The organism is Anabaenopsis elenkinii CCIBt3563, assembly GCF_015245355.1.
Taxonomy (GTDB): domain Bacteria; phylum Cyanobacteriota; class Cyanobacteriia; order Cyanobacteriales; family Nostocaceae; genus Anabaenopsis; species Anabaenopsis elenkinii.
Genome location: NZ_CP063311.1, coordinates 1,923,527 through 1,948,531, shown reverse-complemented (window position 1 = coordinate 1,948,531; position 25,005 = coordinate 1,923,527). Strand labels below are relative to the sequence as shown.

General features: G+C 42.0%; 23 protein-coding genes. 11 read left to right on the top strand and 12 right to left on the bottom strand.

Features of this window, described 5'->3' with window-relative positions:
* Positions 1-195: 195 nt before the first annotated feature.
* From IM676_RS08630 to IM676_RS08610, 5 genes are all read left to right on the top strand, one after another.
* Positions 196-1,032, top strand: a complete 837-nt coding sequence (locus IM676_RS08630) for a polysaccharide deacetylase family protein (protein ID WP_200989808.1) — start codon at positions 196-198, stop codon at positions 1,030-1,032.
* Positions 1,033-1,070: 38 nt separating this feature from the next.
* Positions 1,071-2,549, top strand: a complete 1,479-nt coding sequence (locus tag IM676_RS08625; protein WP_225880476.1) for an ArnT family glycosyltransferase — start codon at positions 1,071-1,073, stop codon at positions 2,547-2,549.
* Between the two features lie 64 nt (positions 2,550-2,613).
* A complete protein-coding gene (locus IM676_RS08620; RefSeq protein WP_200989806.1) occupies positions 2,614-4,326 on the top strand; it encodes a glycosyltransferase family 39 protein in 1,713 nt (570 codons plus the stop codon).
* A gap of 53 nt (positions 4,327-4,379) precedes the next feature.
* Complete coding sequence (locus IM676_RS08615; RefSeq protein WP_200989805.1) at positions 4,380-5,054, top strand: TVP38/TMEM64 family protein; 675 nt, start codon at positions 4,380-4,382, stop codon at positions 5,052-5,054.
* Positions 5,055-5,081: 27 nt separating this feature from the next.
* Positions 5,082-6,074, top strand: a complete 993-nt coding sequence (locus IM676_RS08610) for a glycosyltransferase family 2 protein (RefSeq protein ID WP_318780266.1) — start codon at positions 5,082-5,084, stop codon at positions 6,072-6,074.
* Positions 6,075-6,143: 69 nt separating this feature from the next.
* Here the strand turns inward: IM676_RS08610 and IM676_RS08605 are convergent, their stop codons facing one another.
* Positions 6,144-6,725 (bottom strand): DUF3318 domain-containing protein, encoded by a 582-nt coding sequence (locus IM676_RS08605; protein ID WP_200990134.1) that lies wholly within the window; start codon positions 6,723-6,725, stop codon positions 6,144-6,146.
* Positions 6,726-6,893: 168 nt separating this feature from the next.
* Here IM676_RS08605 and IM676_RS08600 point away from each other — a divergent pair, with 168 nt between their 5' ends.
* The gene (locus IM676_RS08600) at positions 6,894-7,145 is read left to right on the top strand and encodes a hypothetical protein (RefSeq protein WP_200989803.1); all 252 of its coding nucleotides are present in this window, start codon (positions 6,894-6,896) and stop codon (positions 7,143-7,145) included.
* A gap of 166 nt (positions 7,146-7,311) precedes the next feature.
* Here IM676_RS08600 and IM676_RS08595 read toward each other — a convergent pair whose 3' ends face one another.
* From IM676_RS08595 to IM676_RS08565, 7 genes are all read right to left on the bottom strand, one after another.
* Positions 7,312-8,928 (bottom strand): iron uptake porin, encoded by a 1,617-nt coding sequence (locus tag IM676_RS08595; RefSeq protein ID WP_200989802.1) that lies wholly within the window; start codon positions 8,926-8,928, stop codon positions 7,312-7,314.
* Positions 8,929-9,044: 116 nt separating this feature from the next.
* Positions 9,045-9,671 (bottom strand): Crp/Fnr family transcriptional regulator, encoded by a 627-nt coding sequence (locus IM676_RS08590; RefSeq protein ID WP_200989801.1) that lies wholly within the window; start codon positions 9,669-9,671, stop codon positions 9,045-9,047.
* 111 nt (positions 9,672-9,782) lie between these two features.
* Positions 9,783-10,457 carry a phosphate signaling complex protein PhoU gene (phoU, locus tag IM676_RS08585; protein WP_200989800.1) on the bottom strand — a complete coding sequence of 225 codons (675 nt, stop codon included), beginning with the start codon at positions 10,455-10,457 and terminating at the stop codon, positions 9,783-9,785.
* 29 nt (positions 10,458-10,486) lie between these two features.
* Complete coding sequence (locus tag IM676_RS08580; RefSeq protein WP_200989799.1) at positions 10,487-11,839, bottom strand: PAS domain-containing sensor histidine kinase; 1,353 nt, start codon at positions 11,837-11,839, stop codon at positions 10,487-10,489.
* Positions 11,840-11,925: 86 nt separating this feature from the next.
* Complete coding sequence (locus tag IM676_RS08575) at positions 11,926-12,678, bottom strand: winged helix-turn-helix domain-containing protein (RefSeq protein ID WP_200989798.1); 753 nt, start codon at positions 12,676-12,678, stop codon at positions 11,926-11,928.
* Between the two features lie 264 nt (positions 12,679-12,942).
* Positions 12,943-13,407 (bottom strand): DUF4079 domain-containing protein, encoded by a 465-nt coding sequence (locus tag IM676_RS08570; protein ID WP_200989797.1) that lies wholly within the window; start codon positions 13,405-13,407, stop codon positions 12,943-12,945.
* A 113-nt stretch (positions 13,408-13,520) separates the two neighbouring features.
* Positions 13,521-13,898, bottom strand: coding sequence for a DUF1830 domain-containing protein (locus IM676_RS08565; protein WP_200989796.1), 378 nt, complete (start codon positions 13,896-13,898; stop codon positions 13,521-13,523).
* A gap of 501 nt (positions 13,899-14,399) precedes the next feature.
* Between IM676_RS08565 and IM676_RS08560 the strand changes: the two genes are divergently transcribed.
* The 3 genes from IM676_RS08560 (at position 14,400) to IM676_RS08550 (ending at position 18,310) form a co-directional block, all read left to right on the top strand.
* On the top strand, positions 14,400-15,974 hold the full coding sequence (locus IM676_RS08560; protein ID WP_200989795.1) for a photosystem II high light acclimation radical SAM protein: 1,575 nt from the start codon (positions 14,400-14,402) through the stop codon (positions 15,972-15,974).
* 269 nt (positions 15,975-16,243) lie between these two features.
* A complete protein-coding gene (locus tag IM676_RS08555) occupies positions 16,244-17,608 on the top strand; it encodes a DICT sensory domain-containing protein (RefSeq protein WP_200989794.1) in 1,365 nt (454 codons plus the stop codon).
* Between the two features lie 63 nt (positions 17,609-17,671).
* Entirely contained in the window at positions 17,672-18,310 is a 639-nt protein-coding gene (locus tag IM676_RS08550) for a pentapeptide repeat-containing protein (protein ID WP_200989793.1), read from the top strand.
* A 7-nt stretch (positions 18,311-18,317) separates the two neighbouring features.
* Here the strand turns inward: IM676_RS08550 and IM676_RS08545 are convergent, their stop codons facing one another.
* Together IM676_RS08545 and clpS are read right to left on the bottom strand one after the other, a co-directional pair.
* A complete protein-coding gene (locus IM676_RS08545) occupies positions 18,318-19,139 on the bottom strand; it encodes a CPBP family intramembrane glutamic endopeptidase (protein WP_200989792.1) in 822 nt (273 codons plus the stop codon).
* Between the two features lie 32 nt (positions 19,140-19,171).
* The gene (clpS, locus tag IM676_RS08540) at positions 19,172-19,453 is read right to left on the bottom strand and encodes an ATP-dependent Clp protease adapter ClpS (RefSeq protein WP_200989791.1); all 282 of its coding nucleotides are present in this window, start codon (positions 19,451-19,453) and stop codon (positions 19,172-19,174) included.
* A 262-nt stretch (positions 19,454-19,715) separates the two neighbouring features.
* On the opposite strand from clpS, the gene IM676_RS08535 reads away from it, so the two are divergent.
* Positions 19,716-20,069, top strand: a complete 354-nt coding sequence (locus IM676_RS08535; RefSeq protein ID WP_200989790.1) for a hypothetical protein — start codon at positions 19,716-19,718, stop codon at positions 20,067-20,069.
* Between the two features lie 27 nt (positions 20,070-20,096).
* Here the strand turns inward: IM676_RS08535 and IM676_RS08530 are convergent, their stop codons facing one another.
* Positions 20,097-21,269, bottom strand: a complete 1,173-nt coding sequence (locus IM676_RS08530; protein ID WP_200989789.1) for an LL-diaminopimelate aminotransferase — start codon at positions 21,267-21,269, stop codon at positions 20,097-20,099.
* A gap of 126 nt (positions 21,270-21,395) precedes the next feature.
* The gene (locus tag IM676_RS08525) at positions 21,396-21,593 is read right to left on the bottom strand and encodes a hypothetical protein (protein WP_200989788.1); all 198 of its coding nucleotides are present in this window, start codon (positions 21,591-21,593) and stop codon (positions 21,396-21,398) included.
* A gap of 694 nt (positions 21,594-22,287) precedes the next feature.
* On the opposite strand from IM676_RS08525, the gene IM676_RS08520 reads away from it, so the two are divergent.
* Positions 22,288-24,942 carry a TIGR03960 family B12-binding radical SAM protein gene (locus tag IM676_RS08520; RefSeq protein ID WP_200989787.1) on the top strand — a complete coding sequence of 885 codons (2,655 nt, stop codon included), beginning with the start codon at positions 22,288-22,290 and terminating at the stop codon, positions 24,940-24,942.
* Positions 24,943-25,005 lie beyond the last annotated feature (63 nt).

The window sequence follows — 25,005 nt, the reverse complement described above, 5'->3', positions numbered from 1 at the left end:
TATATTCTCTGGGTAGCTGGGCTGTAGGATGCTGAAGCTAGAAGTTAGAGTGATTTGCGTCCTGAGATGAAAACCACACCAGTGTAGGAAATTTGAAATTTTAGTCTAAATATATACTAATATACTTGTAATCTGATATACTATTACAGGTGCAATAATTTTTTCTTCAACAAATATACATATTCAACAGTAGTCATGCATTTACGTAAGCCTTTTTCGCGGGTATTTTCTCCCCTGGGTTTTCGCAAACATAGTAAAACTAAAGTTAAATTTCCGAAATTATTACCTCTCCTGTGGTTGGTTATAGGGATTTACTGTTTTTTAAACTTCGCTTGGCCACAGCGTTTTCTGCTTCCGACAGTCTTTGGAGAGTCAGTATTTTGTGTCAATACTCCTGATAAAGTTTTAGCACTGACATTTGACGATGGACCCGACCCAGTATACACAAGAGCAATTGCTCAGACACTTTTAGATTACCAAGCCCATGGCACATTTTTTGTGTTAGGAAAACACAGCCAACAGTATCCCCACATTATCAAATCTTTAGAAAAACAGGGACATGAAATAGCTAACCATACTTGGAATCATTACAACCTGAATAGTCAGATGCAAAATTCTATTTATCGGGAAGTGAGAGAAACCGATAATTTAATTAATCAGTTGGGATACTCCCATAATATTTATTTTAGACCTCCTTTTGGTCGGGCTGGCTTGTTTGTCACTAATGTTTTAAAGCAGATGGAAAAACCCATTATATTTTGGGATGTGGATTTACAGGACTGGCGAGGTAAGTCAGCAGGAGAAATGATGAATATATTTGAAAAAAGCTTTCACAATGGTTCCATCATACTTTTACATGACTCCGATGGTGTCGCGAAAGGAGGAGTGTATGCTAGTCGCCATAATACTGTAGAAGTGGTGGAAAGAATTTTGAGTGCTTACACTCCCCAGGGATATGAATTTGTGACCGTATCCGAGTTATTGAAGAGAGGAACTATGGTTAAATCACTCAATATGTGTCTACAGAATTAACCCTTGTACGACTTGGATAAATCATAAAAATACCCCTCATGAGATATTGGCATCTGTGTATTATAACTGTATTTACTCTGTTCTTCCGTTCACCCTTTTTCTTCCGTTCTACATTCAATTGGGATGAAAGTACATTTATTTTAATGGGTCAGTCCATTTTAGATGGTAACTTACCATATGTAGAAATATGGGATTTAAAGCCACCACTTGCATTCTTTAGCTATGCTTTACCTATTTTAGCTTTTGGTAAAGCTATCATATCTGTTCGCCTATTTGGAACCCTATGTGTGGTGATTGCGTCTATTCTCACTTACTATATTTGTCGCTGTGTATGGAGTCAGAAACTGAGTATATTAGCTGCTATTATCTTTGTTATTTTAACTGGTCCGTTGATGGATGGTAAATCTACCATGACCGAGCATATAGCTATTGTACCTTTACTGGGTTCATTAGCCCTGCTGTTGAGAGAACATAAGTTAATAAATCTGAAATTTTTGATCGTTGGTTTCCTCATGGGAACCGCTTGTATGATTCGCCTAAATTTGGCTTATGTAGCATTAATTTTAGGTTTATATATTGCATTCAAAAGCATTAAATTTAATTTAACTTATAAAAGTTTATTCTCCATATTTGCCTATGGAATTGGTTGTTTAATTCCATTCATACTTTTGTTTTTACCATACATAGCGACAAATAATATTGCCCTATTTAAGGGGGCGGTGATTGATGCCTCATTAGCTTATTCCCATTCTCAACTACCATTATGGCAAATTATCTTTAAGCAACTTTATGATATTTGGGGGATTATATTTTTAATAGGTTGTTATCAGATTATTTCAATTATTAAACAACAGGAAAAATATTCAGAGCAACAAAATAAATTAATATACTTATCCATTTACTTTTTAGGTACTGAGTGGTCAATTTTAAATAGTGGTGCGGCACATAGTCATTATATGATCCAACTGGCTCCTTTTTTGGCGATAGTATTGGCATCTGGGTTGATGAAAATTGTGGATTTAAACTTAAAAGCAGGTTATTTTATACTCATAGTCACCTTGATGCTCACGGTTACACCCAGTTTGAATGAATACAAAACTATAGGGACGCGTCTGGTGACACAACAATCAATCTTCTATGGTAAAGAATATGATTTAGCTAAATATTTATCTGAACAGGGAGGAAGTAATATTACAGCATATATGATGGATCATCACTTGGTTTATTGGCTCCTGAACCTGAAACCGCCTACAAAAATAGTCACCCATCCATCAAATATATCCAAAGAATATTTACTACGTGTTCTCCAAGGTCCAACTGCTAATACCAATCAAGCATTACTGGAAGTGTTGGTACAAAAACCTGAGTTTATTGTCAAAAAGGAAAATGTTTGGTATTTACAAGATCATCCAGATGCGATCGCCTTACTGGCAAGAACACTGACAACAGATTATACGCTCTTAAGGAATATGGAAGGCACACAAATTTATCGTAAAATATCCGAGGTCAAACAATAGATAAAGTCAGGAGAGATTAGTACATCATTGAATTAACTTCAGCCAGCAAAAATTCTATAAGTATATGTATTTCAATCAAGATTGGCGCTCTAAGGTTTCTGCTCCCTGGTTTCATCCTTTACTATTGCTGATATGGTTCATAATAGGTGTGGCTTTACGGTTCACCAACTTAACAGCTAAACCACCTTGGACTGATGAAATGGCTACTTTGGTGTTTAGCTTGGGAAATAGTTTTTTACCAGTACCCTTAGATCAAGCGATCGCCCCTGATATATTATTGCAGCCATTACAAATAAATCCCGCCGCTGGTGTGGGGGATGTAATTCATCATCTCCTCACAGAAGATAACCATCCACCCATATATTTTGTACTGGTTCATCTGTGGATGAAACTATTTACCAATCAACAAGGTATAGTATCATTATTTGCTGCGCGCTCATTTCCCGCTTTACTGGGTGCAGTTTCTATTCCCTGTGCTTATATTTTGGGTAAGTTAGCTTTTCGTTCTGCATTAGTGGGACAATTATCGGCGGCGATGATCGCAGTTTCACCATACGGTATTTATTTAGCACAGGAAGCACGTCATTATACTTTGGCTATCCTCTGGGTGATGGCTTCCCTAGGTTGCTTAGTAATTGCTAGGCGTCACCTACAAAACCAAACCTTATTACCCCTGTGGTTAATTGTTGCTTGGGTGAGTGTTAACGCCTTGGGTATTGCTACTCATTACTTTTTTGTGTTCACTCTGGGCGCCATAGCTTTAGTGTTGATTTTTGTAGCTGGGAAGCAACAAGCACAGGCAAAAAATTGGGTGTTATTCTCTCCCAGTTGGCGGCGACTATATTTGATTGCAGTTGGTACTGCTGTAGCTGGGTTAGTTTGGTTACCTACCTGGTTGCAAAATCGTGATCTTGGTGCTTTAACAGAGTGGATTCGAGGTGAACGGGTGGGACTAACTTGGATTAGCCCTATTTTCCAAGCTTTAGCCACCTGGATTACCATGATTTCCCTCCTCCCAGTGGAAGCACCACAGTTAACTGCGGTCATTCTCTCTGGGTTGGTGATGTTAATTTTCTTTATTTGGGCAATACCTATTTCAATTGCTGGTATTAAAGTACAACTACAAAACCCTGAAAGTAGTTTGATCACTCAGGTATTTGCTGGGGTGATATTAGGAGCGATCGCTTTATTTTTCTGCTTTACTTACTTCCTGGGTATAGATATCACACGAGGCGCTCGTTATAGTTTTGTTTACTTTCCCGCTGTGATTATCCTCCTGGGTGCGACTCTAGCAAGTTGTTATCAAAATTCCAATATTGGTAAATGGGGTATCACCGGTAAACAAGCTGTCATCCTAATTTGGGTGATGGGATTACTTAGCGCCATTACAGTTACCTTTAATCTGGGTTATCGCAAATATTACCGCCCTGATTTATTAGTTCCCTTAATTGAACAAAACTCTTCACAACCAGTGTTGATAGCTGCAACCCACAAAAGTTTAGTACAAACTGGGGAAATGATGAGTGTAGCTTGGGAATTAAAATTCTCAGGTTCACAGACTAATACCCAATTTCTCCTAGCTCATCAAGACCAAGACCCTAATACCTCTACTTTAGCCTTAGAAAAAACCCTTACACAATTACCCCGACCCTTGGATTTATGGCTGGTTAATTTTGATGCTCCCCTAGGGGAGACACTAAAACAACAATGTTTACTTGATTCTCAGAACTTACCGGTAGTGACAGGGTATGAATATCAGCGGTATCACTGTAAGTAATGGGAATTTATTTTCCACCAAAGAACGCCAAAAATTACAAACATCAATTAACCATGAATGCTAAAACCAGCTTTACCTTGTTGATGTTTATCTGTCTGCTAGCTACCTGCGTGACAGGATATTTACTAGGAGGAATTAACCCTGATACAATTCAATCTTGGTTACAAGCTGCGGGAATTTGGGCCCCCATCACTTATGTAGCTATTTATGTAGTGGCTACAATCTTAATTTTACCTTCCACAGCTTTAAATTTAACAGGGGGAGCAATTTTCGGAGTGGGGATGGGCACATTTTGGACAAGTATCGCGGCAATAATTGCAGCAATTACAGCCTTTATTTTTGCCCGCACGGTAGGACATGAGATAATTTCCCAAAAATTAGCTGGACGTTGGCAAGCTATAGATGCTGAACTTAGACAAGGGGGTATATCTTATATATTTGCTATCCGCCTGATGCCCATTATGCCCTATGGATTAGTTAATTTTGTCGCCGGGTTAACATCAATTAGCTTTAGGGATTACCTCATAGGTACGACTTTAGGAACAGTACCCGGAATATTACCTTTTGTCCTCTTGGGTAGTTCTGGCTTAAAGGCTGTTCGCACCGGGGAAATTTTACCATTATTAACTGCCTTATTACTAATTGGAATGCTAGTAGGGGGTTCCACTTGGTATCGTCGTAGTCGCTCCTTTCCACCTGATCATAGGTCTGAAAATAATCTCAAATAAAAGCCTACTGCCAAGTGCCTAATAGAGATGAATATGTTTACAAAACCTAACTATGTGGTGATATCTATTGTTGTGCCCTGTTATAATGAGGAGTTGAACCTTGATTATCTTTTTGACAGATTGGTTACGCTACTTGATACGCTAAATCTAAAGTATGAAATTGTCTGTGTCAATGATGGTAGTCGAGATAATACACTCCAGCGTTTAATTGAACATCATCATCGTAACCCAGTTATTAAAATTGTCAATTTTTCACGTAATTTTGGCAAAGAAATTGCTTTAACTGCGGGAATTGAATTTGCAACAGGTGATGCTGTTATTCCCATTGATGCTGATTTACAAGACCCACCCGAATTAATCGGAGAATTGATTACTAAGTGGCGCGAAGGTTATGATGTAATTTATTGCAAACGTCGATCGCGTCAAGGTGAAACTTGGCTAAAGAAAATTACAGCCAATGTGTTTTATAAAGTGATGGAGAAAATGAGCCCAGTTGCAATACCACGGGATACAGGGGATTTTCGGTTAATAGATAGATGTGTAGTAGAAGCATTAAAACAACTTCCCGAATCTCGCCGTTTTATGAAGGGTTTATTTGCTTGGGTGGGATTTAGACAAACGTTTATAGAATATGATCGTCATCCTCGTTTTCAAGGAAAAAGCACATGGAATTATTGGAAACTGTGGAACTTTGCATTAGAAGGAATTATATCTTTTAGTTCTATTCCTTTAAGAATTTGGAGTTACCTAGGTTTATTAATTTCTTTGCTGGCTTTTGTATATGCATCTTTTTTGATTGCGCGCACTCTAATTTTTGGTATTGATCTTCCCGGGTATGCGTCTTTGATGGTTGCTATCTTATTTCTAGGAGGAATCCAACTTTTAACACTAGGAATTATTGGCGAATACCTCAGTCGTGTTCACGATGAAGTCAAAAAACGCCCTCTTTATCTTGTGCGAGACTGTTATGGTTTTGATCCGGTTTCTCAGGTGAGTTATTCCTCAGTCAAATTTCACTAGGTTTAGTGAAACCTAGGGTATTGGATAATTGATATCTTGACATCTCCCCTGGTTGAAACACAGGGAATTCTAAACTGATGATAAATTGCCGATCGCCCGTAAATTTTGACAACGAATTAATTCATTAAAATCTAAACTACCATTTTTTTGCATACCAGCGATCGCCTCAATGGCAGATAATAAATGCTCCGCAGCTTCAGTTTCCGAGTAACCCCGACGTTGGGCGATCGCTATAGCTCCTAAATCGGCGTTTAACTCTAATTCCGAAGATTTGTTACCCCGCCAAATCCGCAAGAGCGCCATAGCGCTTAATCCCGTAGCAACTCCCACACCCAAAACATCCCCCTGTGCTGACTCCATCACTCCCGCTACCAAACCAGCGATCGCCACACCTTGATAAATCTGGGGTTGAAACCACTTCACCTGTGTTAACCAGCTTACCTTCTGCAATATTAATAAATCCCGTTGGGGTTCCGGTAAAGAAGACCAGAAATTAAAATTGATAGATATGACTCGCTCCCGTTTCCAAGGTAGAGGAAAAGTAGCATCAATTACCTTGGGCTGCTTGGGCTTGCTGACAATTTTCACTGTCATGCGACTAGAAGCAGGTATGACATTTAGTAACCGGCGAATCTCAGCCTTTGACTCCATAACAATAATTGTTGATGACATAATTACAGTTGTTCACAGTCTCTGCTCTGGTTACCAAAATACCCTATTAGGGGACTGAGGTGATATTAGTGTATTCTATGATTATGACTGTTGTACTTACAGAATACTTAACCAGCTTAACCTTCTGAATTACCAACTACCAATTAAATGGATGCTTTTGCTCCCATCGCCCCTGAATGGACAAATCAAGCGGTTCATGCTCACCAGTTCTGCTGTCCTAGTTGTCACGCTAGTAGCCTCGAAGCGGTAAAAGTTTGGATTAATAGGCGATCGCCCGTCATCACACCAGACCATCGTCGCAAATGGCAAGAATTTTACCATTGTCAGTGTGGTTATGTGTGGTGGGGTTGGAGTAGCGATCGACCTCCTGCGGATATACAGCACTGTTCAAGTAAATAAAGTACACACCTTAATATCATAAATCTTGTGGGGTGGGCGTCCCGCCATTGTCTACCTTACCCAGATAAAATGGGCTGTATAACCGCTTCTCCCTTTCATCCTCCCTCCTCATCAAACCAAAAAACCCGCACTCAGGCGGGTTTTTGATTAACTGCTCACAACAGCTTTAGAATCTGAAAGTAGTACGCAGTGTACCTACATAGATAGTGTCGTTATTATCGTTGTGCTCAGGGTTGAAAATGACTAACAAACCAGGAGTGACGGTAATGTTGTCACTGAAGCGCATTCTGTAGAGACCTTCTAGGTGATAGGATGTGTCCGACTCAGAACCCACAGAACCACCTGTTACTTTGGGGGGTTGACCAAAGATCAAGCCTAATACGTTACCTCTGCTTCCAAAGTCTTTAACAGCTAAACTGCTAGCCCAGTAGAAAATATCTGCGTCAGCATTGCTAACTTCGGATTTAGCATTGGTGAAACCAGCCCAACCGCCTAGGGTCAGTGATGAGCTAGGTCTGAAACTAGCTTGGAAACCATAGTGGTCAGCAGAGGTTGCAACTCGACGTCGAATTGGACGTCCGCTGCTATCCGTTCCGACCTGTGTGGCACCAAATGGTGTGTTAGCGATTGAACTTCCTGTGCTACCAAAAAGGTTTACACCTGTATTTTGTGATAACGGATCATTTTGATAAGCACGTGCGTAGCTAAAACCAACATTGAAGGCATTGCTAGGTCTGAAGGCTACTTGACCGAAGATTGTACTACCGCCATCGAAAACACCGTTTTTATCTGCGGGGTTGTTAGCATTGGATGCTACATAAGCGGCGCTTAAAGTTAAAGGACCACTGGGATTTAAGTTGACAGTTATAGCACTACCACCACCTGTACGGTAGATGGGGCTGAAACGACCGTAACGGGAAAGCGCACCTCCACCAGAACTGGCAAAGTCAGGATGGAAGTTAGGGACGTTATCATCTAACTCAGCACCGACTGCATCAATTTTGACTCGTACGGAGTCGCTCAGGTTGAAGGTGTAGTTAACTTTATCGATTTGAAGGTTATCAGAGGTGTCAAATCCAAGGCGGGTCATGTTAGTACCCGTCGCCGCCACACCACTATTAAAGTTCCCGTAATTCAACCGAGTTTGCAACCTATCCTTACCAGTAAAGCTAGTATTCAGAGTTAAGCGTACTCTGTTAGCAAAGGCGGTATTGCTTTGTAGGTCCTGACCACCAACTCTTGTATCACCGAAAGCCTGAGATAAGCCAAAAATAGCTTCCCCAGATAACTTGGTGGTGGTAGAAAACTGATTAGCTTCTAACTCAGCAGTGCGAGCTTCCAGAGCATCTACCCGACCGCGGAGGGTTGCCAATTCAGCAGAAAATTCTTCTTGCAAGCGCTGTAATGAAGCTAAATCTTGTCTGGTGATAATATCAGCAGTTGCAGTGGCGATTAGTTCGTTAACTCTGTCTAAACAAGCGTTTAAAGCCGCTGCAAATTCAAACCGAGTCAAGGTGCGGTTACCGCGGAAAGTGTTGTCGGGAAAACCGGATATACAACCGTAGCGCTCTACTAGAGATTGTAAGGCGCGGTATGCCCAGTCTGTGGGGCGGACATCGGAAAACTGAGAAACAGATGTTACCTGACCGATGCTGTTGGCCTCTTGGGACAATTGAGCAACGGTTGTTGTTTGGTTCAGTTCACCAGCCAGGGCTGTATTAGCAAAGAAGAAAGCCGCAATGGCTGGGCTAACTTTGAGGGCATTCCAAAGTAGTTTTGTCATGTTCTTAAATTTCACTCACACCAAATCAGGTGAAATCAATGTTTGATTTCTTTATACCTTCACTCCTCAATATACCAAAATTTTTACAATTAGCACAAGTCCATGAATCATTTTTTTTATACGGTATTTTTTGCTGTATTTTTTAACAGCTTATTTCCTGACCGGAGAATAATTCGCCGCTTGTAACGTAAGAGTAGTTCTTGTTCCTCAAATTCCTGGAGAATCCGGGTTATGGTCACACGAGTAGTATTCAATACTTCTGATATTTCCTGGTGGGTAACATTGAGATCAATTAATCTCCCCTGTTCTACATCACGCCCAAATTTTTTACTTAACCATATTAAGAACTTACCCAAACGTAATGACATCGGTTTGAGATTGACAATACTTAATATTTCCTCTGAATCTTGAATGTGTGACAAAAAGGCATCATTATATTGATGCCACAGATGGGCGGGTATAATGCTGACTTCTACACTTGTGAGACACTCAATTTGATAAGGTTGGACTTTAGTTAAAAAATGCCCCACCACATCACCAGCGCCCCAATAACCCAGAGCCATAAATATCCCATCTTCGCTCCAGGTTAAGGTACGAACTGCTCCACGCTCAATCCGCCACAGAACATCCTTCTCATGGGGAATTAATTCTCGACGGGTAAATAATCTTTGTGGTAATTTTACACATGTACTAGATTTATCAGGTGCATGGGAGTAGTTTGGGGAGAGACTTGTGGAAGACATGATGCCAGTACTTATATTTAGAGCCACCAGAGTCACCCTAATTAAGTCAGTTTAAGAAAAGGTAATGTTTTAGTAAAATGTATGTTACTTAACAAAATTTAAGAAGTCAGGTTAATGAGTTTGTCCGGTCACAATGTATGCTACCCGACGCCCAATATTAGTAGCGTGGTCTGCCATACGTTCTAAACAACGAATTGCTAAGGCCAGAAGTACAATAGGCTCAACGATCCCAGGGACATCTCTTTGCTGGGCTAAAGTTTGATAAACTAGTTCATAGGCATGATCAACAGCATCATCTAAGCGCTTTAAATCCCGTCCCCCCACTTCATCCAAATCAGCTAAAGCTTTTAAACTAGCAGCTAGCATGGCTTGTGCATTGTGGGACATATTTTCAATGTCTGGTAAAGACCTATGTGGGGCATAAGGGAAGATTTTCACCGCAATATCAGCTAAATCTTTAGCATAATCCCCAATGCGTTCTAAATCTCGCACTAACTGCATAAAGGCACTCAAACAGCGCAAATCTTGCTCTGTGGGTGCTTGGAGTGTGATAATTGTCGTACAGTCCGATTCGATTTGTCTATAAAAGCGATCAATTTTTTTATCTAACCCGGGAAGTTCCTGGGATGCTGTTAAATCTCGCTCAAATAGGGCTTGGTGGCTGAGGCGGAAAGATTTTTCAACCAAAGCTCCCATGCGTAATACGTCCCGTTCCAAGCGCCTAATGGCGCGTGCTAACTGGGGATTTTGCGGTTGAGAGTTGCGATCATACAAGGTAGCTTGCACACCTATTAATCTCAAAGGTGAAGATATTCTTAACTATAGTCTTCGGTTGAGTAGTTTGCCATAACTTCAGGAAGTTGAAGTTTTAACCAAGCTCCACCAGTTTCTGGGTGGTTCATGGCTTTGATAGAACCGCCATGGGCGAGAATAATTTGTCGGACAATAGCTAAACCTAAACCATTACCGACAATTGCACCCAGGGAATTATTTTCCGGTGGTGAGGAATGGGTTCGGGCCTTATCTCCCCGGTAAAATCGCTCAAATATACGTGGTAAGTCTGTTTCGGAAAAACCTAGACCTGAATCAATGAGATTTATTTCCAAAATAGTAACCGGGCGACTGTCAGTATCTGGTATTGATAGGATTTGGGCTTGAATTTGAATGGTGGTACCAGGAAGACTATATTTAATGCTGTTGTCCAGCAAGTTGAGAAAAACCTGATACATACGTCCAGGGTCAGCTTTGATCCACAGATTTTCTGGGCCGGAATAGGATAAGGACAGATGTTGTTTTTGGGTTAATGGTTCTAAGCTTTCCCAAACAGATATGATCAGCGATCGCAATTCCACCACTTCCAGATGTAATTGCATAGTGGGGTTAGCTTCCATTTGAGTCAGTTCTAACCAGCTTTGCACCAAGTTAATCAGCCGATCTACCTCTTGCATCAGCCGATCTACCCAACGATTCAAGGGTGGGTCTAAGCGGTTTTGTAAAGTTTCCACCACCAAACGAATGGAAGTCAAGGGGGTTCTCAGTTCGTGAGCTAGGTCAGAAAAAGAGCGATCGCGTTCCTGATTCATCTCTAGCACCGGTTGGCGATTTTCCAGAAACACCCCCACCTGTCCATTGGGTAGTGGTAAACTAGAGGCGCGCAACGCCACAGGTTTGATCCTCGATATCCCTGACACCCCATTACCCTTAGTACCACGAAAAACCCAATCAGAAGAGGGGTGAAATATCCACTCTTTCACCTGTGATTGTTGGCGATCGCGAGTTTTTTCCACCAAATGGTCAAGTTCATAGGAGCGCACCAGCTCTAGTAACAGCCTCACCTTTCCAGGTTGCCATGTTTGTAAATATAATATTTCCCGCGCTTGCTGATTGCACCATAGTAATTGATTTTCCTCATCCACCTGCAAATATCCTATGGGGGCAAAATCCAGCAAATCTTGGTAGATTTTTAGGGACTGCTGCAAATCTTGTTGCTTCTCCCTGATGGTAGTGATTTTGTCTTGCAAAGGAGGTATTAACCCTAAAACCATCCCAGGAGAAGCAGAGCTTGAGGGTAGGAATAGGCCCCTCAAGTAGCGTTTGATTTGCAACTGTTGCCAAATCCACAACCCCAAACCTACCGCTAAACCCAAGAAAAATCCCAATAAGACCATGAGAATATCAGTTGTTAGTTACTTAATCATTAATAAAAACTAACAACTATCTCCACAGATATCAGAAAAATGCTCAAAACCCCACATTAACCAAAGCGGTAACCAAAACCTCTAACAGTCACAATGTATTCTGGATGACTAGGGTCATCTTCTAGTTTTTCCCTTAACCAGCGGATATGAACATCTACAGTTTTACTATCACCGACAAATTCCGGACCCCAAACCTGGTCTAGCAACTGCTCACGAGACCAAACGCGGCGAGGATAATTCATAAACAGTTCCAGCAAGCGAAACTCTTTAGGAGATAAATTCACCTCTTCACCACGGACTAGCACACGGCATTCTTGGGGATTTAAACTCACATTCTTGTGTGTTAATACTTGTAGTTGTGGGAGGGTAATAAAGCGTTGGCGACGAAGTAAAGCCCGACAACGAGCCACTAATTCCCTCATACTAAAGGGTTTGGTTAGGTAATCATCTGCTCCTACTTCTAAACCTAAAACGCGGTCTGTTTCGCTACCTTTAGCACTGAGAATCAAAATTGGTACTGGGCTTCCTTGATGACGCAGCAAGCGACATATATCTAGACCATTAATATACGGCAGCATGACATCAAGAATTATTAAGTCAAAAGGCAGTTCCCCTGACTTAGCTTGACAATTTTGGAAATATTCTACAGCTGACCGCCCATCCCCAGCCCTGATGACGCTAAAACCTTCTTCTTCTAAGGCCAAAGCTAGCATCTCTTGGATTAATTCTTCATCTTCTACTACTAAAATACGGCTGGTAGAGCCGATTTCGCCCCTGGTAGAAGACTGGATGGATTCACTGGTATACATTTATAGCAGAAAAATCTATATTCTTGTAGGAATTCACATTTTGCAATTAACTACATTAGTTTGACTTCTTGACAGCAGTCATTGTGATTGCAAAAAGTAATAAGAGTAACAATACATGATCAATACCTGTAATTGCAAGCTACTATTAGTACTTTTAGCAATTGGCATTGATGACATTATTGGGTTAATTATGATGATTTATTGATAATTCAACCCAAAAAAATCATAACCGTTGAAACTATAATCATCCTGCGCTCACATCCTCTAAGGTAGATACTTTTGTACGACAATCCAACCAGTCAAAGACACCCAAATAAAACCACCAAAGAGAATCATATTCACACCAATATGTAAAGGTCTAGCCCAAGAAACTCTGGTGTTAATTTGTGTGGCGCTCAAAGCAGATAGCAAAACTAATACTACCACTATTAACCCAGCAATTAAGTGTGATGAGTGTCCCAAATAGCCAAAGTGCCCTATAGTGCCAATAATGCCAATGGCTAGCAGCAGTAACACTAGACCAACCATAGTGATACCTATGGTATGGTGTAGCGATCGCACCTGTCTACGTCGTCCCCCCAGGAACCAGGGGAACCTAGGGAAATACTGGGAGGTTCTTTCTTGAAACATCCAAATACCGGTAACTGCTAGGAGCAGATACGCTAGTAGTGATAACCCCATCGACCAAGCGGCTATTTTCCACAACCAAATAAAAGAAGGTAAATTCATGACATTGATTGTAGATGGAAATGGAGCCAGGTGGAGATGGGAGGAGGTAATAAAAAAAGGTTGCAAAATTTTGCAACCCCGAAATTTGATAAAATTGTTTTTTTAATCCAGACTTAGCCAGCAATTGTTAAAGGTTTTGTTGTATTTTCAAGTTTGTTATTAATTGACTGCACCGTTGGTTGTGTCTTCATGGTGTCCATGTCTATTGAGTCTCCATGAAAATCACTGTTATTAGGCTCACTCATAGCCAAGCGATCGCACGCAATTGTATCAGATAAAATTGCACTAGCCATCATCCCCGTATGAATTTCCATTTGAGCTTGTAATGGAGCTTCAAATACAAGGCGCTGTCCTGGAAAAACAACTCTTTCAAAGTACCAATTAGAAATATTGCAGATGCGGGCCACCTGAATTTTGTTTGTAGCATTAACATAGCAACAAAGAATATGCTCAGATTGCTCAGGTGGTAGAGGATCTAATATTTGAGCCATAACTGCGGAGGAGCTTTACGCTACAATTTTACATTACACCTTTTAAGGTAACATCGACTGATCCCAAGATGCTGTAACTCCGACTACCAACTGAAATTTTCTACGCTATTTCTATCTAAATATATGTTCAAGTTATCAAACCTTAATCTAATATCATAAGTTTAGGAAAAATAATATACCACCCTAGAGAGATTTTCAATTTTACCGGCAAAATACCAGTCATAGAAATCACTTCAATCACCTATTCTCATTACCTCAGCCGAGTTTGCTCCCTGAATCAGCAAACTCAATGTTATGGTAAAGATATATAACAATCTTGGTCATCAAATCTATTTATTTCCCTTGACTCAGAGCAAATCTAACTATTTCCACAGTTGTCAACGCTGTTTACTACAGCAGCAATTATGAAGTAAACAGCCAACTAAAATAAACAAAGAGTTTTCAACTGTATATCTGTCTATAGTTTGCATAAACAACTGCAAGGTAAAAGTCCAAAAACCCATGATGGAAAATCGCATCCTCTACGTTCGCCTTCCGTGTAACCCCATTTTTCCCATTGGGGTAGTATATCTTTCAGATCACGTTCACAAACTATTCCCCAACATTGAACAACGGATCTTTGATCTGGGAACAGTACCACCTTTAGATTACGCATCTACCCTAGATACCTGTATCGATGAATTTAAACCCACACTCCTAGTATTCTCTTGGCGTGATATTCAAATTTATGCTCCAGTAGGTGGACGTGGGGGGAACCCACTACAAAACGCCTTTGAATTTTATTATGCTCAGAATCCCCTGATTAAATTGCGAGGGGCTTTAGGTGGTTTGCGCATCTTCATCGCTTACTATGTAGAGTTGTGGCGCAACCAGGGATTAATCAAACGTGGTTTAAAACGCGCCCAAAAATATCATCCTCATGCTCGCGCCATTGTGGGCGGTGGTGCAGTCAGTGTATTTTACGAACAACTGGGTAAAACTTTACCTCATGGGACAATTATTTCCGTAGGTGAAGGTGAAACGCTCATAGAAAAACTCTTAAGTGGTAGAGAAATTCAAGATGAACGTTGTTATGTAGTAGGAGAAACTCAACCGCGACCACGCCTCATTCATGAACAACCCACCCCCTTAGAAAAAACCGCCTGTAACTACGACTATATAGAAAGCATCTGGCCGGAATTTAACTATTACTTACAAGAACAAGACTTTTATATTGGCGTACAAACCAAGCGCGGTTGTCCCCACAATTGTTGTTACTGTGTTTACACCGTCGTAGAAGGTAAACAAGTCCGCATTAACCCAGCTGAGGAAGTAGTTACCGAGATCCGCCAATTATATAATCGCGGTATTCGCAACTTCTGGTTTACTGATGCTCAATTCATCCCCGCACGTAAATTTATTGACGATGCTGTAGAACTATTACAGAAAATTGTCGATTCTGGTATGACAGACATCCACTGGGCAGCATACATCAGAGCCGACAACTTGACACCCAAGTTGTGTGACTTGATGGTGAAAACCGGGATGAACTACTTTGAAATTGGGATTACCAGTGGTTCTCAGGAACTGGTGCGCAAAATGCGCATGGGTTACAACTTACGCACCGTCTTACAAAACTGTCGTGACTTAAAAGCAGCTGGCTTTAACGAATTAGTTTCTGTCAACTATTCCTTTAACGTCATTGATGAACGTCCTGAAACCATCCGCCAAACCATCGCCTACCACCGCGAACTAGAAAGAATTTTTGGCGCGGATAAAGTTGAACCGGCTATCTTTTTTATTGGACTGCAACCCCACACCCATTTAGAAGAATATGCCTTAAAAGAGGGTATCCTTAAACCAGGATACAACCCCATGAGCTTGATGCCATGGACAGCCAAAAAACTCCTCTGGAATCCTGAACCCCTTGGTTCTTTCTTTGGGGAAGTCTGCTTACAAGCTTGGAAACAAAACCCCAATGACTTCGGCCGCGAAGTTATGAACATCTTAGAGGAAAAATTGGGTTGTGCCGATTTGGAGGAAGCACTTTCTGCACCTATGGAAAAGAAAGAAAAACAGGTTCTAAGTGTATCATAGACTTACCGGCTTTGCTGGTTTCAAATATCAACAGCATTTTGGCGGTAGCAGTGGCACAGTCTGCTGACCATATCACAAAATCTATAGATTTTGTGATATGGTATTTGTATTTAGATAACCTAGACCCTGAGCGGGCAGGATGTCCAGCCCAGAGGAGTTTTAAGATTTATTATCCTATTAGCATCTGGCTGCAATTTGCTGTAAAGTCTTAGTTTGATTCAGCAAGGCCTAATTCAGAATTAATAATTACTTACAAATTATGATAGCCCATGTTAGAAGGTTCCATACTACAAAAGCTGGAGACAGCACACCGTAATACTACTAGGCCACTGGGACTTGGAGTTTACTACAAAAATACTTTAGTTGCTCTGTGTCATGCTCTAGAAGACCACATCTTAAGTGAAGATAGTTCACCATTAGTTATTACAGCCTTTCAACAAGGTAAATGGTATCTTCAAGAAGCTCAAAGATACGCAGATATTGCTAAGTGTAGCCGGCAAGTTGTAATTATGGCAGCACCGGACACAGGCTTTATAGAACATCCTACCAGCCAACTTAGTAATGTGGATTTGGTTCCATTAAATCCACTTGATCCAGTAGCCCAGGAATGGCACTTAATTATCCTGTCACCTGGATACACAGCAATGGTACTTTGTCAAGAGCTATCAGAGTCTGATTATGGTGTCGATGGGAGACCGTCTTCTGATCTAGAGCGCAAATTCTATGGGTTATGGACATTTGAACCGGAGTTGGTGCAAGAAACAGCCAACTTGGCGATCGCCCACATTAAACAATACAATCCAGAACTAGCAGAACAACTGATTAATCACCTAACCATTATACATCATAGTCCAGCCCCACCACAACATTTAAATGGAGTTGTCTCCCGCGTAGTAAATTATCTCGAGACAGGAAAAAACCCACAAGCACTTAGCACTACCCCTCGTCAACAGGCTTTAGATCATAACTTGGTTTCTAATGAAATCCAAGCATTTTTACGCATGGCGCAATTAATCGATATGGGAGATGTCCAAAATCCCATGGCCTGTGCCGAAGTCGTAGCACTTTGTGAGATTATGGCCCAGCTGTTAGAACTACCCGCATGGCAGATTAAGCGATTGCGACTAGCAGGTTTTTTACACCGTATACACCCACTACAAACAGCAGAAAGCCTTCTCACCCCCGGTACATCTACCCACTACCAAGAACCAGCCCCCCATTCTCCCTTAACTTGTCCCCTAATACCAGGAGCCCAGGTATTGCGAACTATGCCCCGACTCCAGGCCATTGCCCAAATTATCACCCACCAAAGCGAATGGTGGAACGGTACAGGGGAACCGGCAAATTTAGCCGGAGATGAAATTCCCTTAGAATCGAGAATTTTAGCCCTAGTGTCCGATTTTCAAAGGCGCGTTAACAACATCAAATCATCCCCAAAAACTCCCCAAGAAATATTTACTCAAGCCTTAGAAGAATGCAGACAACAACAATCAACCCGCTTTGACCCCAAACTTGTAGATACCCTAGCTTTATTAGTCATGGGTTTACAGCAGGGTCTGGACTTACCCGTGAGCTCACCGAAAGTCAGCACCGGCCTATGGCTCCTTGACTCCCAATCGGAGAAAGATCAATAGACTAGTACATTACCACCTCACAGATCAAACCTCAGTGAGCTTCACTAATTACCAATCATCCCCATGAATATTGAAGCCATTAAATCAGGAAAACTCAAACAACTTCCAGGAGCTAACTTAGAAGATCAGGAACTCTCCCAACTCGATTTGAGCCGGATCAACCTCCCAGGCGCTACCTTGGTCGGTGCTAATTTCGCCGGTTCCAAACTTGAAGGCGGACATTTCCAGGGAGCCAACTTAATGGGCGCAAACCTGCAAAAAACAGACCTGCGGGCGAACCTCATGGGAGCAAACTTAATGCAAGCCGACTTAACCAGTGCTGACTTGCGTGGTAGTAATTTACGCGGAGCCAACCTGATGGGGGCGACACTGGGCGATGTCTCCCTGGCTGGTGCTTTCTTAAGTGGTGCTAATTTAATGAATGTCAACCTACAAGGTGTTGACTTACGCAGTGCTGACTTGCGGGGCGCAAACCTCACCGGCGCAAATCTCAAAGGTGCTGACTTGAGTGGCGCTGATTTGCAAGGAAGTTTATTCAGTGAAGCCAACTTAGAAGAAGCTGATTTACGGGGCGCAAATTTAGCCGGGGCGAACTTCACTAGCGCAAATTTGCTCTGTGCAGAGTTAGAAGGGGCAAATTTGACCGGCGTTAACTTAGATCAGGCTTGCTTAGTGGGGACAGTCATCGCCACAGTTCCTTAAAAAAATATTAAGCTACAATTCGGCAACGCATCCACACAGCCAGTACACCCATAAACACCACCCCCATAACTCCTTGTAGAGGATTATTATTTACACCCGTCACCCAATCAGGAACTTGACCAGTATATTCAATTAAATTGCCCACATTAATGATGTAATAGCCCCAAACCAAACCACCATGTAAACCAATAGGTAAACCCAATCTTCCCCTACGCCAGTGTTTAGCCCATACCTGCGTTAACCCCAGCAATACCAAAGCTGGAAATTGGGGTAATGTTTGAATAATTGCCTCCCAAGGTTTAATAAAATGCAATGCGGCAAAGGTGACAGCATTAATCCACAGTGCCACACCTAGGCTATAATCCCGTTCTAGCTCATCGAGTAACCAACCTCGAAATAATAACTCTTCCGCAAACCCGACCCCCAAAGAGACAATTAAACCCTCTAGAATTATTCTCGGTAAGAAAACCTGTGGTTGTTGCCATACCAGCCAACCTAATAAACCTTGTAGGCCAAACACTACCAGAATGCTCACCATACCAGTAGCTAAACCATTCAGCAAATCCACGGCATTAGACCGGGTGATTTCCCCGCCGTATTGCCGGAATATTTGGGGTTGGTCATAGACATTTTTCCCCCATAGCTGCAACAGGAAAATAAATTGAGCATATAACAGTACCATTGTCAATATACTTACTAAATTAGAATCCCTAACTAACAAGTACATCGGGATGGCAAAGGGTAGCCATAGGACTAATAAAGCAGCAACGAAATAACCGATCCTGATGGGAACAGGACTTTGGGCTAACCGAATTAGGTTGATTTTCATAGGATTGTGCGGAATAAGACCAATATATTGTCTTATTCGTCCGGCTCAATGGTGCTGCTTAAACCATGACTTTTTAATGTTTCGCAATAAAATTCGGCGTGTTCTTGAGCGCAAGTAATGACTAAGGCCAAACCGTTAGTATGGGCTTCCATCATAATGCTCACTGCTTGGGGTTGGGTCAGGCTCGGTACTGTGGTTAATAGTGTCTGTACTACATACTCCATGGAGTTGTAGTCGTCATTATGGAGCAACACCCGGTACCGAGGGGCGAGCTTGCGGGATGTGGAACGCTTCTCAATGGTTTCGACAGACACGGCTGTTTACTTTTGATTCGATAATTGACAACAAGAATATAAATATTAAGTCAATGCTGTTGACTTAACAGTTATTTACTTATGCTATAACATCCTGATACAAACCTGAAATATTTCCCCCCTCTGCTCATCTTCAGGGGTTTTCACTCCGCCGGGAAATTTCTGATAATCTGAAATTAAGGTATGTTCAATATCTTTGTTTCAGGTAGCGTATTCTCGCTTTTACAATCAAATAAGCAGCAATGTCGTCAACTTAACGAATATGAGCCTAGAGTTTCAACCAGGACAAATTGTATCTTTAGACCATAGTGACAAGAATTTACTTGCAGAAGTTATCCAAGTCGTGGTTGCTCGTCAGTTGTGCTGGTTACGTCCCCTGCTGCTAGCTAACTGTACACAAGAAACACCCCTGATTATCGATCTGCGAGATGCTTCCCATTTGCTTTGTCCTCTCAATTTGGTGCGCCCAGCCTTGGATACAGAGGTGATTACCTTTTTGAGCCAGATTTTAGCAAAAGAACCCAAAAGCCAACTCGACTCAACCGCTCAACGGCAATATTATCAATTTATTCAGCAGCTATGCCCAGGGTATCACCCCACTCCTACGAATTCATAACTAGGGGGAAGAAATTTCCGCCCTAAATCAAGAGTAACGAATACCAGCATCTCTCATGCGTTGAATAGCTTCATCCATCCGCTCATCGGGAATGGTGAGGGCTATTCGGAAAAAGCCCTCCCCGCAAGCACCATAACCAACTCCCGGAGGTACCATAATGCCACATTTGTCCAGTAATAAAGATACGAATTCTTGGGAAGAATATCTAGGAGGTACGGGGGCCCAGACGTAAAGTGTCGCTTGAGGAGGTGCAATCGGCCAGCCTAAAGACTGTAATCCTTTTACAATAATGTCACGACGCTTTTGGTAAGCTGACATTAGGATGGAGAGTTCCCCATCACTTGTGGAGAAAGCTGCGATCGCAGCTTTTTGAATTGCCTTAAATACGCCAGAATCAACATTACTTTTCACCTGTCTCAACCCTTGAATACCAGTGGCATTACCTACTACAAAACCAATACGCCAGCCCATCATATTATAGGATTTAGACAGACTGTGAAATTCAATGGCGACATCTTTTGCACCCGGAACTTGCAAGACACTCGGAGGTTTATAGCCATCGTAAGCCATTTCCGAGTAAGCATGGTCATGACATAGCAAAATATTATACTGCCTGCAAAAATCAACTAATTCTCCCAGAAATTCTAAACTGGCTATGGCTCCAGTGGGATTATTAGGATAATTAATCCACAATAATTTGGACTGACGGGCAATTTCTTCAGGAATTATATTTAGGTCAGGTAAAAAATTGTTTTCTGCCTTCAACGGCATGGTATAAGGTTGACCACCAGCAAAAATTGAGGCAGTCCGATACACAGGATAACCAGGATCGGGGATGAGGGCATAGTCTCCCGCCTCTACAAAAGCTAAGAAGGTGTTATGTATTGCTTCTTTGGAACCAATGGAAGAGATAATTTCTGTATGTGGATTTAACCCTGTCACCCCAAACCTTCGTTCCATCCAATTAACCGCCGCCTGGCGGAATTCTTCTGTTCCCTGATAGGGTGGGTAGTTATGGGTGGATGGATCATCAATTGCTTGATGCATGGCCTGAAGAATCTGAGGAGGAGTTGGTTTATCTGGGTCGCCCAGTGCCAGGTTAATGATATCAACTCCCTGAAGCCCAAGTTGTTCCCGTTTGCTGTTAAGTTCAGCAAACAAATAAGCAGGAATTTGTTCTAAACGTTTAGCGGGCTGCATGACGGTTTACTACTAATGCAAGTTGTGGATGCTCATTAGCACAGTTTACGCCACACTGGTGGAATAAATACTAAAGTTTACTGAAAATGACTAGCCGTAACATGAAATTTCCCCAGATAGCAGTAGTTACCCCCAACTGGGCACTAACTTCACCCGCCCCGCATCCATTTCTGCCATTAATAACTCTAGAGCTTCATAATCAACATCAGAAATGTAACCCATTTGAGTAAGTTCTGAATTGATTTCATTTTCGATTTCGGGGGTTAGTTTTTTAATGTCAAGGGCTTTTTCAACCAGTTGACGGATAATGTGTTTAGTTCTCATCAGCAATATACCAAGACTATATGTGATAATTCTTCTCAAGAATACTATTGGATATAGAATGTGATCTAATTTTTCATGCTGGCGTAAACTATATCATTAGAGCAAGGGATAAATAATCCGTCTTTAACCTTGGTATGCAACCCTCTCCAGCATGATCATCAATCAAGTCTTTGCCTCTAAACCTGAGAGTGAGTTAATTAGTTCAACTGACCAACTCAGTAAGCCTTGTCAGCAAAGTTACGATTAATTGCTCTCCTTGCTACCGGTCTATGTAAATTGTTTTGCAGATAGCTGGAGAAAAAAGTATACACAAATACATTTTATCCTGTATTTATGGCAATTTTATCAAACATAAGATATTTGATAAAAATTTAGCAAAGTCACCGGAGTAGGTGGGACAACATGAGAAGCAAAAGTTGGCAGCCCACAGTTAAGGTGCTGGGCTAAAGTATTAATTCTCCCTGACCCTCACACACAACGGGATAACCAAGTAAGCAAACAGTGCTGAATAGTTAAAATATAAATGTATCAATAACTGCAATTTCTAACTGTAGATGGTGATTCAGCAATGCTCGTAGCAAGTTTTTTTATGAAAAAACTTGCTATGAGCATTGAATAACTCTACTGCACAGGCTACATTCATGCTAAGTTATAGTAGATTAGCTGTAATTAAGGTAGCTAAGAAGATAGCATAGTGATTGTTGCAGTTGAAAAATTAATCACAGCGGATATATTAAAGCCAGCGCGTTACTTGGGTAACGAACGCTTGGCAGTACATAAACCTTGGGATACGGCCACAATACGCTGGGCTTTAACCTACCCAGAAGTATATGAAGTCGGATCTTCTAACTTAGGGCATATTATTCTATATAATATCCTCAATGCCCAGCCCCAGCAATTATGCGATCGCTCTTATCTGCCAGGAGCCGACCTGGTAGCAAAGCTGCGCGCAACTAACACACCGTTATTTGCCGTGGAATCCAAGCGCTCACTAGGGGAATTCGACATTTTAGGATTTAGTCTCAGTTACGAACTAGGAGCAACTAACATCCTGGAAATGTTAGACCTAGCTGGAATTCCCCACACATGGCAAGAAAGATACCATGGGAACTACCCGTTAATTTTTGCCGGGGGACAGACGGCCACATCCAACCCCGAACCATACGCCGACTTCTTCGACTTTTTCGCCCTCGGAGATGGGGAAGAATTACTACCAGAAATTGGGTTAGTGTTGGCAGAAGGTAAACAAAGCAAACTCACTCGAGAAAATCTACTCCTGGACTTGGCACAAATACCAGGGGTATACGTTCCTCAATTTTACAACATGGCAAGGGATGGGTCAGTAAATCCTCGCCGACCAGATGTGCCAAAACGAATTATCCGGCGGGTGTCAACCCCAATCCCAGCCTATTCCATTGGTTTAGTTCCCTACGTGGAAACCGTCCATGACCGTCTGACACTGGAAATCCGTCGAGGTTGTACACGTGGTTGTCGCTTTTGTCAACCAGGAATGCTGACTCGTCCAGCCAGGGACGTGGAACCAGAACAGGTGGTAGCAACCATTGAACAAGGAATGCGCGCTACTGGTTATAATGAGTTTTCCTTGCTATCCCTGAGTTGTTCAGATTATTTATCCTTACCAGCAGTAGGGATGGAAATTAAGAACCGGTTAAAAACCGAGAATATTTCCCTGACACTTCCCAGTCAACGGGTAGACAGATTTGACGAAAATATTGCCAAGATTCTGGGTGGAACCAGGCAAAGTGGACTAACATTTGCGCCAGAAGCTGGAACTCAAAGAATGCGGGATATTGTAAATAAGGGTTTAACTAATGAAGAATTATTAAGAGGCGTAAAGACAGCTTGGGAACAAGGCTGGGATAAAATTAAGTTATATTTCATGATTGGCTTGCCGGGAGAAACAGATGCTGACGTGGTAGGTATTGCCGAAACAGTCAGTTGGCTACAACGAGAATGTCGCGGTAGAGGCAGAAAACCACTAAAGTTTAACCTGACAATTTCTAACTTTACACCTAAGCCCCATACCCCTTTTCAGTGGCATTCAGTTTCGACAACGGAGTTCAAACGGAAACAAAACCTGCTCAGAGAAGAATTTCGCTCGAACAGGGGTGTGAAGGTGAATTTCACCGATGTGCGAATCTCGGCAATGGAAGACTTTGTGGGCAGAGGCGATCGCACAATAGGGAAAGTAGTCCGTCGCGCCTGGGAATTAGGTGCTGGTATGGATTCCTGGTATGAAAATTTAGATGCAGCTTTTGGTGCTTGGGAAAAAGCCATTGCAGAAGCAGGTTTAGATTGGAAATATCGGCGAGTAGAAAAGGGCGAGTGGAATCTATTTGATATCCAGGAGCAGAAAATTGCAGGAGAAGGAGAAACAAAGGAAGTAAATTCTGGCTTGACTCCCCCAATACCTTGGCTAGACTCACTAAATATGCCCCTACCTTGGGATCATATAGACACAGGTATCGATAAAAAGTGGCTCCAGGAAGACTTAAAACGTGCTTTAGCAGCGGCGGTAGTCCCGGATTGTTCTTTTGCAGGTTGCTCACATTGCGGTGTGTGCGGCACAGACTTCGGACATAACATTGTGATTTCATCGCCACCAATACCAGAATTTCCTGGCAATTTTGTCCCCAATACAAATAAAACCCAAAGACTACGGGTCTGGTTTGGTAAGCAAGGGGCTATGGCTTTAGTAAGTCACCTGGATTTAATGCGCCTGTTTGATCGGGTCATCCGCAGAGCAGGTATACCGATTGCTTTTACGGGTGGATTTCATCCCAGTCCCCGGATTGCGATCGCGAGCGCCTTAGCTTTGGGGGCTACCAGCAGTGGAGAAATTGTGGATTTTGAGTTAACCCAGCCAGTGGAAGTGGAGACTTTCCTACAGAAACTGGTTCAGGAACTGCCCACAGATATTCCTATATATAAAGTTGCTAGTATAGACTTAAAAGCGACAGCAGCTAACCAAGTCATGGAGGCAGCGGCTTATGTAATTAAGGTAGCAACCCCCAGATCAATGGTAGCAGCACAATGGCAAGAATGGATTGATGCCATCAAAGGCAAAAATGAGATATGGTGGGAAAAAACAACCAAATCGGGGAAGAGGGAATTAGTAAATCTGCGCTCGCGCCTATTGGAACTGGAATTAGTAAAAACTGAAACCGGTATATTAGAGTCTACAGCTGTTCTGCATTATCTAGGAAGTTGTCGCCATAATGGTGTAGTCTTGCGTCCCGAACAAATACTGTCTATGCTGGAGATAGTCTCCCTCGAAGAATTTCAACTGCTGCACATCCACCGGAGTCAGCTAGTTTTAGGTGTATAATCCCTAATAAGCAATGCTTGATTTCGCCATAAATCAACTATGGCTAACCTCACGGATTTAAAG

Coding starts and splice junctions, on each gene's coding strand:
- IM676_RS08630 (WP_200989808.1), top strand. CDS start 196: ATGCATTTACGTAAGCCTTTTTCGCGGGTATTTTCTCCCCTGGGTTTT.
- IM676_RS08625 (WP_225880476.1), top strand. CDS start 1,071: ATGAGATATTGGCATCTGTGTATTATAACTGTATTTACTCTGTTCTTC.
- IM676_RS08620 (WP_200989806.1), top strand. CDS start 2,614: ATGTATTTCAATCAAGATTGGCGCTCTAAGGTTTCTGCTCCCTGGTTT.
- IM676_RS08615 (WP_200989805.1), top strand. CDS start 4,380: ATGAATGCTAAAACCAGCTTTACCTTGTTGATGTTTATCTGTCTGCTA.
- IM676_RS08610 (WP_318780266.1), top strand. CDS start 5,082: ATGAATATGTTTACAAAACCTAACTATGTGGTGATATCTATTGTTGTG.
- IM676_RS08605 (WP_200990134.1), bottom strand. CDS start 6,725: ATGGAGTCAAAGGCTGAGATTCGCCGGTTACTAAATGTCATACCTGCT.
- IM676_RS08600 (WP_200989803.1), top strand. CDS start 6,894: ATGGATGCTTTTGCTCCCATCGCCCCTGAATGGACAAATCAAGCGGTT.
- IM676_RS08595 (WP_200989802.1), bottom strand. CDS start 8,928: ATGACAAAACTACTTTGGAATGCCCTCAAAGTTAGCCCAGCCATTGCG.
- IM676_RS08590 (WP_200989801.1), bottom strand. CDS start 9,671: ATGTCTTCCACAAGTCTCTCCCCAAACTACTCCCATGCACCTGATAAA.
- IM676_RS08580 (WP_200989799.1), bottom strand. CDS start 11,839: ATGGTCTTATTGGGATTTTTCTTGGGTTTAGCGGTAGGTTTGGGGTTG.
- IM676_RS08575 (WP_200989798.1), bottom strand. CDS start 12,678: ATGTATACCAGTGAATCCATCCAGTCTTCTACCAGGGGCGAAATCGGC.
- IM676_RS08570 (WP_200989797.1), bottom strand. CDS start 13,407: ATGAATTTACCTTCTTTTATTTGGTTGTGGAAAATAGCCGCTTGGTCG.
- IM676_RS08565 (WP_200989796.1), bottom strand. CDS start 13,898: ATGGCTCAAATATTAGATCCTCTACCACCTGAGCAATCTGAGCATATT.
- IM676_RS08560 (WP_200989795.1), top strand. CDS start 14,400: ATGATGGAAAATCGCATCCTCTACGTTCGCCTTCCGTGTAACCCCATT.
- IM676_RS08555 (WP_200989794.1), top strand. CDS start 16,244: ATGTTAGAAGGTTCCATACTACAAAAGCTGGAGACAGCACACCGTAAT.
- IM676_RS08550 (WP_200989793.1), top strand. CDS start 17,672: ATGAATATTGAAGCCATTAAATCAGGAAAACTCAAACAACTTCCAGGA.
- IM676_RS08545 (WP_200989792.1), bottom strand. CDS start 19,139: ATGAAAATCAACCTAATTCGGTTAGCCCAAAGTCCTGTTCCCATCAGG.
- IM676_RS08535 (WP_200989790.1), top strand. CDS start 19,716: ATGAGCCTAGAGTTTCAACCAGGACAAATTGTATCTTTAGACCATAGT.
- IM676_RS08530 (WP_200989789.1), bottom strand. CDS start 21,269: ATGCAGCCCGCTAAACGTTTAGAACAAATTCCTGCTTATTTGTTTGCT.
- IM676_RS08525 (WP_200989788.1), bottom strand. CDS start 21,593: ATGAGAACTAAACACATTATCCGTCAACTGGTTGAAAAAGCCCTTGAC.